Raw genomic sequence first — 11,853 nt, forward strand, 5'->3', positions numbered from 1 at the left:
GGTAAATGATAGTTACCGCATTTAAACAACACTGTTGAAAAATAAATATTGGGATTAGTTCCTATTTGTAAAATAAAATTAAAAATATGGATGAATTAATTAAGAATTTAGTTTAAAATAGCAATATTGAATAAATTTCGAATGTTCATATTTAAAATCGGGAGGCCGTTTCATGTCTGATAACACAGTTAAAATTAAAAAACAAACAATTGATCCGACATTAACATTAGAAGATGTTAAGAAGCAATTAATTGAAAAAGGTAAAAAAGAGGGTCATTTAAGTCATGAAGAAATTGCTGAAAAACTTCAGAATTTCGATATCGACTCTGATCAAATGGATGATTTCTTTGATCAATTAAATGATAATGATATTTCACTAGTTAATGAAAAAGATAGTTCAGATACTGACGAGAAACTGAATCCAAGTGATCTTAGTGCCCCTCCAGGTGTTAAAATAAATGACCCAGTTCGTATGTACCTTAAAGAAATTGGGCGTGTTAACTTATTAAGTGCACAAGAAGAAATCGAATTAGCCAAACGTATTGAACAAGGTGATGAAGTAGCAAAATCAAGACTTGCAGAAGCGAACTTACGTTTAGTTGTAAGTATTGCTAAAAGATACGTAGGTCGTGGTATGTTATTCCTTGATTTAATCCAAGAAGGTAATATGGGTCTTATTAAAGCTGTTGAAAAATTTGACTTTAACAAAGGATTTAAGTTTTCAACATATGCAACATGGTGGATTAGACAAGCAATCACTCGTGCAATTGCTGACCAAGCACGTACGATTCGTATCCCTGTGCATATGGTAGAAACAATTAATAAATTAATTCGAGTTCAACGTCAATTATTACAGGACTTAGGTCGAGATCCAGCACCAGAAGAAATTGGTGAAGAAATGGATTTACCAGCAGAAAAAGTTCGTGAAATTTTAAAAATTGCGCAAGAACCTGTTTCATTAGAAACGCCAATTGGTGAAGAAGATGATAGTCATTTAGGAGACTTTATTGAGGATCAGGAAGCACAAAGTCCTTCAGATCATGCGGCTTATGAATTATTAAAAGAGCAATTAGAAGATGTGCTTGATACATTAACTGATAGAGAAGAAAATGTATTACGATTAAGATTTGGTCTTGATGATGGCAGAACAAGAACACTTGAAGAAGTTGGTAAAGTTTTCGGTGTTACACGTGAACGTATTCGACAAATCGAAGCAAAAGCACTTAGAAAATTAAGACATCCAAGTCGTAGTAAACGTTTGAAAGACTTTATGGATTAATTTATATCAATTTTAATGATTGATACCAAGACATGAATAAGCGCTTATTTATTTTTAGATTAAGATTTAACTTGAGTGAGGTTGGTACATTGAATAATGTTCAACCTCTTTTTTCATAAAGGAGAATAAAATGATTTCGTTAAATAACCGATTAACGACGGTAAGTCGATTTTTAAAACAAGGTACAATCGCGGATATTGGCTCAGATCATGCTTATTTGCCAATCTATGCAATTCAAAACCACTTATGCGATTGCGGTATTGCAGGAGAAGTTATTCAAGGCCCTTTTCAAGCTGCTGTGAAAAATGTAGCTGCAAATCAATTAGTAGAAAGAATTGATGTACGTTTAGGGGATGGCTTAAGTGTTATTCATCCTGAGGACGTAATCGATAATATCACAATTTGTGGTATGGGCGGACCACTTATTGCTAAAATTTTAAAAGATGGGCAAGATAAGTTAAGTCAACATCCAAGGTTGATTTTACAAAGTAATATCCAAACTGAAAATTTAAGACAAACATTACAACAATTGAATTATGAAATAATTGATGAAATAATAATGGAAGAAAAAGGCCATATTTATGAAATTGTTGTAGCAGAATATTCTACGCAATTAATAGAGCTATCATCTGATGAATTGAAATTCGGACCAAAATTGCTGAACAACAAAAATGAATATTTTATAAAAAAATGGCAAAGAGAGTTAGAAGCACTTTATCATATTAAATCGAAACTCAATACTGAACAACATCATCAACGTTTAGCTCAAATTAATGACGAAATTGCTGTAATTGAAAGGGTGTTATAGTAATGAAAATAGCTGATTTAATGACATTGTTAGATCATCATGTGCCATTTAGAACTGCTGAATCTTGGGATAATGTAGGATTGTTAATAGGTGATGAAGATGTTGCAGTTACTGGTGTTTTAACAGCATTAGACTGTACGTTGGAAGTAGTAAATGAAGCAATCGAAAAAGGTTATAATACTATTATTAGTCATCATCCTCTAATCTTTAAAGGCGTAACATCATTAAAAGCTAATGGTTATGGTTTGATTATTAGAAAACTAATTCAACATGACATTAATTTAATAGCGATGCATACAAATTTAGATGTAAATCCTCATGGTGTCAATATGATGTTGGCGAAGGCGATGGGATTGAAGAACATTTCAATAATAAATAATCAACAAGATGTATACTATAAAGTTCAAACATATATACCTAAGGATAATGTTGGACCATTTAAAGATAAGCTTAGTGAAAATGGATTAGCACAAGAAGGTAATTATGAATATTGTTTCTTTGAAAGTGAAGGAAGAGGGCAATTCAAACCAGTTGGTGAAGCTAATCCAACAATAGGACAAATTGATAAAATTGAATATGTAGATGAAGTTAAAATTGAATTTATGATAGATGCATGTCAAAAGTCAAGGGCTGAGCAATTAATTAAACAATACCATCCATATGAAACACCGGTATTTGATTTTATTGAGATAAAACAAACATCCCTTTATGGACTTGGCGTTATGGCAGAAGTGGATAATCAAATGACATTGGAAGATTTCGCAGCTGATATTAAATCTAAATTAAATATCCCAAGTGTCCGTTTTGTTGGTGTGTCTAATCAGAAAATTAAACGTATTGCAATTATTGGTGGTTCAGGTATTGGATATGAATATCAAGCTGTTCAACAAGGCGCAGATGTCTTTGTTACAGGTGATATTAAACATCATGATGCCTTAGATGCTAAAATTCATGGTGTGAACTTAATTGATATTAATCATTACAGCGAATATGTGATGAAAGAAGGTTTAAAAACGTTACTAATGAATTGGTTCAATACAGAAAAAATAAATATAGATGTTGAAGCATCTACAATTAATACAGATCCATTTCAATATATTTAAACTAAAATCTCGGGATTTCTAAATTTTGAAATTTCGAGGTTTTAATATTTTTATTTAAAATAGCACATTTATACTTTATAATAGTAAAGATGAACATAGAAGGAGGCCAAATCATGGCAAAACATCCATTCGAACAATTTAATCTAGAATCTAGTTTAATTGACGCTGTGAAAGACCTTAATTTTGAAAAACCAACTGAAATTCAGAATCGAATTATTCCAAGAATACTAAAGAGAACAAATTTAATTGGTCAATCTCAAACGGGTACAGGGAAATCTCATGCATTTTTATTACCATTAATGCAGTTAATTGATAGTGAAATAAAAGAACCACAAGCAATCGTAGTTGCACCAACAAGAGAACTTGCACAACAACTATACGATGCAGCGAACCATTTAAGCCAATTTAAAGCTGGCGTTTCAGTTAAAGTTTTTATTGGTGGTACAGATATAGAGAAAGATAGACAACGTTGTAATGCACAACCACAATTGATTATAGGCACCCCTACTAGAATTAATGACTTAGCTAAAACGGGACATTTACATGTGCACTTAGCATCATATTTAGTTATTGATGAAGCGGATCTTATGATTGACTTAGGATTAATTGAAGATGTAGATTACATTGCTGCAAGATTGGAAGATAATGCAAATATTGCGGTGTTTAGTGCTACAATTCCACAACAGTTACAACCATTTTTAAATAAATATTTAAGTCATCCAGAATATGTAGCTGTCGACAGTAAAAAACAAAATAAAAAGAACATCGAATTCTTTTTAATACCTACTAAAGGTGCAGCTAAAGTTGAAAAGACTTTAAATTTAATTGATATACTAAATCCATACTTATGTATTATTTTCTGTAATAGTAGAGATAATGCAAATGATTTAGCACGTTCACTAAATGAAGCTGGCATTAAAGTTGGTATGATTCATGGTGGTTTAACGCCACGTGAACGTAAACAACAAATGAAACGTATACGTAATTTAGAATTCCAATACGTTATTGCCAGCGATTTAGCATCTCGTGGTATTGATATTGAAGGTGTTAGTCATGTCATCAATTTTGATGTGCCAAATGATATTGACTTCTTTACACATAGAGTCGGCCGAACTGGCCGTGGGAATTATAAAGGTGTAGCAATTACGCTTTATAGTCCTGATGAAGAACACAATATTTCATTAATAGAAGATCGTGGTTTTGTTTTCAATACTGTTGATATTAAAGATGGTGAGTTAAAAGAAGTTAAAGCGCACAATCAGCGTCAAGCAAGAATGCGCAAAGATGACCATTTAACTAATCAAGTGAAGAACAAAGTTCGAAGTAAAATTAAAAACAAAGTTAAACCAGGTTATAAGAAGAAATTTAAACAAGAAGTTGAAAAAATGAAACGTCAAGAGCGTAAACAATTTAGTAAGCAGCAAAATAGACAAAAACGTAAGCAAAACAAAAAAGGTTAGGTGTGTTTTATGTTATTAGGATCACATGTTTCAATGAGTGGTAAAAAGATGTTAGAAGGTTCTGCTATAGAAGCGCATGAATATGGTGAAACAACATTTATGATTTATACTGGTGCACCTCAAAACACGCGCCGTAAAAGTATTGAAGATTTAAATATAACTAAAGGTCATGAAGTGATGGAAAAATATGGCTTATCTAATATTGTTGTTCATGCACCATACATCATTAATATTGCAAATACAACCAAACCAGAAACGTTTAATCTTGGTGTAGATTTCTTGCAACAAGAAATTGAAAGAACGCAAGCTATAGGCGCTAAAGATATTGTATTACATCCGGGTGCGCATGTTGGAGCTGGTGTTGATGCCGGAATTAATAAGATTATTGAAGGATTAAATGAAGTTTTAACGAATGACAATAATGTACGTATTGCGCTTGAAACGATGGCAGGTAAAGGTACAGAGATTGGTCGTTCGTTTGAAGAGTTAGCACGTATTATTGATGGAGTTCATAATAACGAACGTTTATCAGTATGTTTTGATACATGTCATACGCATGATGCTGGATATAATGTGAAAGAGGACTTTGATGGCGTATTAAATGAATTTGATAAAATCATTGGAGTCGACAGAATTAAAGTTGTTCATGTCAATGATTCTAAAAATGACCGTGGCGCTCAAAAAGACCGACATGAAAATATTGGCTTCGGTTACATTGGTTTTGATGCATTAAATTACATTGTGCATCATGATTGTTTTAAAGATATTCCGAAAATCTTAGAAACACCTTATGTTGGTGAAGATAAGAAAAATAAAAAACCGCCATATAAACTTGAAATTGAAATGTTAAAACAACAGCAATTTGACCCAGAATTAAAAAATAAAGTTATGCAACAATAAAATGATAATGCTCTCTTCAAGAAATGCGATAAATAATACTTGAAGGGGGCATATCTCTTTATTTTGTCTTGTTTTGAGTCGTAAACATTACTGTTTACATATGTTACTAGGAGTTGTATAGTTGAATGCGAGGTGAGAATACGATGACACCAGTCTTTGAATTGAAAAATGTCAATTACTACTATGATCATAAAAAAGTGTTAGAAAATATAAACATTAAAATAAATAAAGGTGAATTTTTAGCAATTGTTGGACCAAATGGTGCTGGTAAATCAACATTATTGAAGTTGATTCTAGGATTATTACCTTTACAAAGTGGTGAGATTTTTGTTGAAGGTATAGATTTTAAAAATAAGAAAACATCAATTAAATTAAGCTATGTATCACAAAAAGCAAATGCCTTTAATTCAGGTTTCCCAGCAAGTGTTAAAGAAGTTGTTTTAAGCGGATTAACAAAGACAAAACGTCTTTTCCAAACATTTAATAGCAAAGATAATGAAAAAGTGATTAAAGTACTAGAAAGACTGAATATAAGTGATTTAATTCATAAAAATATAGCAGAATTATCAGGTGGTCAACAACAACGTGTAATGATTGCTCGAGCATTGATTTCAGAACCTGCAGTATTAGTACTTGATGAACCAACGAATGGTATTGATGCAAAACATGTAAGTGAATTTTATAATACTTTAGATCAATTAAAACAAGAAGGTATCACCATTATCTTAGTTACTCATGATATTGGTGTTGTAGCAGATACTGCTACTGAAGTAGCATGTTTAAATAAGCATTTGCATTTCCATGGTACAACTGATGAGTTTAAATCACTTGATGAAGTTGAAATTTCAAAAATTTATGGACATCCTGTACGTTTTGTCGATCATCAGCATAATCGAGAATGTTGTAATTAATAAAGATTTGAGTTTATTTAAAATGGAAAGGCGTGTCACAATTGATAGATGCATTATTGAATTTTGATTTTATGAGGTACTCTTTAATTAGTGGTATCTTGATAGGTTTTATTGCGCCTCTAATCGGTGCTTTTATCGTTGTTAGACGACTATCACTTATAGCTGATGCTCTAAGTCATGTAACTTTAGGTGGTATATCCTTCGGTATGTTTTTACTTACTATTATGCCAACACTAGTATTTATTAATCCAATGTGGTTTGGAATCTTATTCGCAATAGTAGGTGCGCTTCTAATTGAAAAATTAAGAACGTCATACACTGCTTACCAAGAAATCGCTATTCCAATTATAATGAGTGCTGGTATCGCCTTGAGTGCAATCTTCATTTCATTAGCTGATGGGTTCAATCAAGAAATTGTTGGATTGCTATTTGGCTCAATAAGCGCAGTGAATATAAGTGATTTAACAACGATTATTGTCATTGCCATCATAGTTGTTCTGTTTATTACATTGTTTTATAAAGAATTATTTATATTGTCATTTGATGAGGAATATAGTAAAGTCATTGGCATTCCTAAATGGATTCAATTTTTATTTATTGTTATTGTAGCGATGGTTATTTCTGCCTCAATGCGTGTTGTAGGGATACTGTTAGTAAGTGCGTTAATCACGTTACCAATTGCAATAAGTATGAGAATAACAAAAAGTTTTAAGCAATTGATATTACTAAGTGTATTTTTAGGTGAATTATCAGTAATATTAGGCTTAGTCCTAGCTTTCTATATGGACATTTCTCCGGGTGGTGTAATTGTAGTTCTACTAGTTATTTTACTTATGATTACAATGGCTTATCAGAAAATGCGAATGAAGTTTAAAAAGGGAGCTAATATCAATGAATACAAATGATGCTATTAAAATTTTAAAAGAGAACGGTTTAAAATATACAGATAAACGTAAAGATATGTTAGATATTTTTGTCGAAGAAGATAAGTATATTAACGCAAAGTATATACAACAAGTTATGGATGAAAATTATCCTGGAATTTCATTCGACACAATATATAGAAACCTGCACTTATTTAAAGATTTAGGGATTATTGAAAATACAGAACTTGATGGTGAAATGAAGTTTAGAATCGCTTGTACGAACCATCATCATCATCATTTTATCTGTGAAAAGTGTGGAGATACAAAGGTAATAGATTATTGTCCAATAGATCAGATAAAATTATCACTACCTGGTGTTAATATTCACAAACACAAACTTGAAGTTTATGGTGTATGTGAGTCTTGCCAAGATTAATATAAAGAAATGAGATTTATGCACATTTGGTCAGATGTATGCATAAATCTCATTTTTTAAATTATAGAAGATAAAGGTTCATTTCATACTCCGTTCGTATGATTTTATGGCAAATCTGTTAACTTTTTATATACAAAATGTTTAATTATTTTTGATTTGAGTTATATTAAATGAGTAGAGAAAATAATAAGTAGTAGAATTTAAGCAAATTCTTTGTTGAACCAGTCACTGCTTGTTATTATTTACTTACAGACATTTTAGGAGGATGATTATTTATGGCTTTTGAATTACCAAAATTACCATACGCATTTGATGCATTAGAACCACATTTTGACAAAGAAACTATGGAAATTCACCATGACAGACATCATAACACTTATGTTACGAAATTAAATGCTGCAGTAGAAGGTACAGATTTAGAATCTAAATCTATTGAAGAAATTGTTGCTAATTTAGACAGTGTACCAGCTAACATCCAAACTGCTGTACGTAATAATGGCGGTGGACATTTAAACCATTCATTATTCTGGGAGTTACTTTCACCAAACTCAGAAGAAAAAGGTACTGTAGTAGAAAAAATTAAAGAACAATGGGGTTCTTTAGAAGAATTTAAAAAAGAATTTGCTGACAAAGCAGCTGCACGCTTTGGTTCAGGTTGGGCTTGGTTAGTCGTAAACAATGGCCAGTTAGAAATTGTGACTACACCAAACCAAGATAATCCATTAACTGAGGGTAAAACACCTATTTTAGGTTTAGACGTATGGGAACACGCTTATTACCTAAAATATCAAAACAAACGCCCTGACTACATTGGCGCATTTTGGAATGTAGTTAACTGGGAAAAAGTTGACGAATTATATAATGCAACAAAATAAAGTATGATTACTTGTTCGGTCTCTTAAATGAGACCGTTATTTTTTTGTCAAAAAGATAGAAATAATTTCTAAATTCATATATGATTTAAAGTGAAAGACTTTGAATAGAGGTAGGTAGTTTTGTTAAAAAGACTAAAAGAAAAATCAAATGATGAAATCGTTCAAAATACAATTAACAAGAGAATTAACTTTATATTTGGTGTGATTGTATTTATTTTTGCAGTACTAGTACTACGTTTAGGTTATTTACAAATCGCACAAGGCTCACATTATAAACAAATTATAAAAAATGATGAAAACATTACAGTAAATGAGTCTGTGCCAAGAGGTCGTATTTTAGACAGAAATGGGAAAGTTTTAGTTGATAATGCTTCTAAAATGGCTATTACATATACTAGGGGTCGAAAAACAACACAATCGGAAATGTTGGATACGGCTGAAAAGTTATCAAAGCTAATCAAGATGGATACTAAGAAGATTACAGAACGTGATAAGAAAGATTTCTGGATTCAGTTGCATCCTAAAAAAGCAAAAGCAATGATGACAAAAGAACAAGCTATGTTAGCAGATGGAAGTATTAAACAAGATCAATATGATAAACAACTGTTATCGAAAATCGGAAAATCACAATTAGATGAATTGTCTTCTAAAGATTTACAAGTTTTAGCCATTTTTCGAGAGATGAATGCAGGAACAGTTTTAGATCCACAAATGATAAAAAATGAAGATGTCAGTGAAAAAGAGTATGCAGCAGTTTCTCAGCAACTTTCCAAATTACCAGGTGTTAACACGTCTATGGATTGGGATAGAAAATATCCATATGGCGACACTTTAAGAGGTATATTTGGAGATGTATCGACACCTGCTGAAGGTATTCCAAAAGAATTGACAGAACATTACTTATCCAAAGGATATTCACGCAATGATCGTGTTGGAAAATCTTACCTAGAATATCAATATGAAGATGTATTGCGTGGTAAGAAGAAAGAAATGAAATACACAACGGACAAATCTGGAAAAGTTACATCTTCAGAAGTGTTAAATCCTGGCGCTCGCGGTCAAGATTTGAAATTAACAATCGATATAGATCTTCAAAAAGAAGTAGAATCATTATTAGATAAACAAATTAAGAAGCTTCGCAGCCAAGGTGCCAAAGATATGGATAATGCTATGATGGTTGTACAAAATCCTAAAAATGGAGACATTCTTGCGCTTGCCGGAAAGCAGATTAATAAGAGTGGTAAAATGACTGATTATGACATTGGTACGTTTACTTCTCAATTTGCGGTTGGATCTTCTGTAAAAGGTGGAACATTATTAGCTGGTTATCAGAATAAAGCTATCAAAGTTGGAGAAACAATGGTCGATGAACCATTACATTTCCAAGGTGGTTTGACAAAACGATCATACTTTAATAAAAACGGGCATGTATCTATTAATGATAAGCAAGCTTTGATGCATTCATCAAACGTATATATGTTTAAAACAGCATTAAAATTAGCGGGAGACCCTTATTATTCTGGTATGGCTTTACCTTCAGACATAAGTTCACCTGCCCAAAAGCTAAGAAGAGGATTAAATCAAGTAGGTTTAGGTGTGAAAACAGGAATAGATTTACCAAATGAAACAAGAGGTCAAATCGAACCATTAACAAATAATCCAGGTAATTATCTAGATTTATCAATTGGTCAATATGATACCTATACACCATTACAATTATCACAATATGTTTCAACTATAGCGAATGATGGTTATAGAATACAGCCACACATTGGATTAACGATTCATGAATCAACTAATAAAGATGAGGTTGGTCCACTCAAGAAGAAAATTAATGGCACCGTATTGAACAAGGTTAATAATACTGAAAAAGAAATCAAACAAATTCAAGAAGGATTCAAAATGGCATTTAATGATAAAGATGGTACTGGATATGTTAGTTTTAAAGATACAGTAGTCCCTACTGCTGGTAAAACGGGTACCGCTGAAGTGTTCCAAAACGGAGAGCCAAGAGTTAACTCTACTTATATAGGATACGCGCCAATTGATGATCCAAAATTAGCGTTTTCAATTGTATATACAAATCAGCCTGTACCACCACCATGGTTAACAGGTGGAGACTTAGGTAGAGATGTAATTAACTACTACTTTAAGCAGTTAGGTAAAGATGATAAAAATAAAGACAAAGACAAATAAAATTTAGCCTGACGATTGTGTAGCGCATGGTTGTAAAATTTTAACTTTGCAAATATTATAGATGTTGGTATAATAATAAAGTCGTATTTAGAAATGATAAGGAGGAATAACCATGCGCGTAAACGTAACTTTAGCTTGTACGGAATGTGGTGACAGAAACTACATTACAACTAAGAACAAAAGAAATAATCCAGAACGTGTTGAAATGAAGAAATTCTGTTCACGTGAAAACAAACAAACTTTACACCGTGAAACAAAATAATCATTAAAATTAAATTTAAATTAACAATAAAAAAGGTGAAATCTCAAAATAAGAGGTTTCACCTTTTTAATTGTGCACACGTATGAAATGATAAAAGATTTTCAATTGAAATAATAAATTTTAGAATTGTCGCATAATTCATCATGACAACATAATGACATGTATTGTTATTAACGATATAATAGAATTGAATAAAGTGGGTGATAATGTGACTAAAAATGAGATTAGAAAATACATTTTACATAAAATGAAGAATTTTAATAAAGCTGAAAAGCGAAAAGCAGACACATGGTTAAGAAATCAATTTTTTGCAACTGAAGAATACAAAGAAGCAAACGCAATTGCGCTAGTTCTTTCTTTTAATCATGAAGTTGATACTTTTTCTATAATTGAACAAGCCTTAATGGATCATAAACGTATTTTTGTACCGAAAATGGATTATTTAAACCATCAAATGACTTTTAAAGAGATATTTAATCTCAAAGATATTGATGTCGATAATAAGGGGATTTACTATCCAACTTCAAAAGGTGAAACAACGAATAACCTAGATTTAATTGTTGTTCCTGGTGTCGGATTTCAAAACGATGGATATAGAATTGGGTATGGTGGTGGCTATTACGACAGGTTTTTAGCTAATTATCAGACAAAGACAATAAGCTTATTATACGATTTTCAAATAACATCATTTGAACCGGAATCATTCGATCGACCAGTCGATAAATTGATTATATATCAATCAGCATAGTGGAGGACT

12 protein-coding genes are annotated in these 11,853 nt (G+C 31.7%); all 12 read left to right on the plus strand.

Going from position 1 to position 11,853, the window contains the following annotated elements; genetic code table 11:
• Nucleotides 1-172: 172 nt before the first annotated feature.
• A complete protein-coding gene (rpoD, locus tag ACXQH5_RS00195) occupies nt 173-1,279 on the plus strand; it encodes an RNA polymerase sigma factor RpoD (RefSeq protein ID WP_001283055.1) in 1,107 nt (368 codons plus the stop codon).
• A 130-nt stretch (nt 1,280-1,409) separates the two neighbouring features.
• The gene (locus tag ACXQH5_RS00200) at nt 1,410-2,087 is read left to right on the plus strand and encodes a tRNA (adenine(22)-N(1))-methyltransferase TrmK (protein ID WP_000624567.1); all 678 of its coding nucleotides are present in this window, start codon (nt 1,410-1,412) and stop codon (nt 2,085-2,087) included.
• Between the two features lie 2 nt (nt 2,088-2,089).
• Complete coding sequence (locus ACXQH5_RS00205; protein ID WP_000683914.1) at nt 2,090-3,190, plus strand: Nif3-like dinuclear metal center hexameric protein; 1,101 nt, start codon at nt 2,090-2,092, stop codon at nt 3,188-3,190.
• A 113-nt stretch (nt 3,191-3,303) separates the two neighbouring features.
• Complete coding sequence (locus ACXQH5_RS00210) at nt 3,304-4,650, plus strand: DEAD/DEAH box helicase (RefSeq protein WP_001062177.1); 1,347 nt, start codon at nt 3,304-3,306, stop codon at nt 4,648-4,650.
• 9 nt (nt 4,651-4,659) lie between these two features.
• Nucleotides 4,660-5,550 carry a deoxyribonuclease IV gene (locus ACXQH5_RS00215; protein ID WP_000924210.1) on the plus strand — a complete coding sequence of 297 codons (891 nt, stop codon included), beginning with the start codon at nt 4,660-4,662 and terminating at the stop codon, nt 5,548-5,550.
• Between the two features lie 125 nt (nt 5,551-5,675).
• Complete coding sequence (locus tag ACXQH5_RS00220) at nt 5,676-6,461, plus strand: metal ABC transporter ATP-binding protein (protein WP_001213908.1); 786 nt, start codon at nt 5,676-5,678, stop codon at nt 6,459-6,461.
• Between the two features lie 41 nt (nt 6,462-6,502).
• A complete protein-coding gene (locus tag ACXQH5_RS00225) occupies nt 6,503-7,366 on the plus strand; it encodes a metal ABC transporter permease (protein ID WP_000564316.1) in 864 nt (287 codons plus the stop codon).
• On the plus strand, nt 7,353-7,763 hold the full coding sequence (locus ACXQH5_RS00230) for a Fur family transcriptional regulator (protein ID WP_001095260.1): 411 nt from the start codon (nt 7,353-7,355) through the stop codon (nt 7,761-7,763). The genes ACXQH5_RS00225 and ACXQH5_RS00230 overlap by 14 nt, the downstream gene beginning before the upstream one ends.
• 275 nt (nt 7,764-8,038) lie before the next feature.
• Nucleotides 8,039-8,638, plus strand: a complete 600-nt coding sequence (locus ACXQH5_RS00235; RefSeq protein ID WP_000863556.1) for a superoxide dismutase — start codon at nt 8,039-8,041, stop codon at nt 8,636-8,638.
• Between the two features lie 120 nt (nt 8,639-8,758).
• Nucleotides 8,759-10,834, plus strand: a complete 2,076-nt coding sequence (locus tag ACXQH5_RS00240) for a peptidoglycan D,D-transpeptidase FtsI family protein (RefSeq protein ID WP_000919773.1) — start codon at nt 8,759-8,761, stop codon at nt 10,832-10,834.
• 112 nt (nt 10,835-10,946) lie between these two features.
• Nucleotides 10,947-11,096, plus strand: a complete 150-nt coding sequence (gene rpmG / locus ACXQH5_RS00245; protein WP_001265709.1) for a 50S ribosomal protein L33 — start codon at nt 10,947-10,949, stop codon at nt 11,094-11,096.
• A gap of 208 nt (nt 11,097-11,304) precedes the next feature.
• The gene (locus tag ACXQH5_RS00250) at nt 11,305-11,844 is read left to right on the plus strand and encodes a 5-formyltetrahydrofolate cyclo-ligase (protein ID WP_000164548.1); all 540 of its coding nucleotides are present in this window, start codon (nt 11,305-11,307) and stop codon (nt 11,842-11,844) included.
• Nucleotides 11,845-11,853: the final 9 nt, after the last annotated feature.

It is taken from the genome of Staphylococcus sp. SA22 (genome assembly GCF_054165785.1).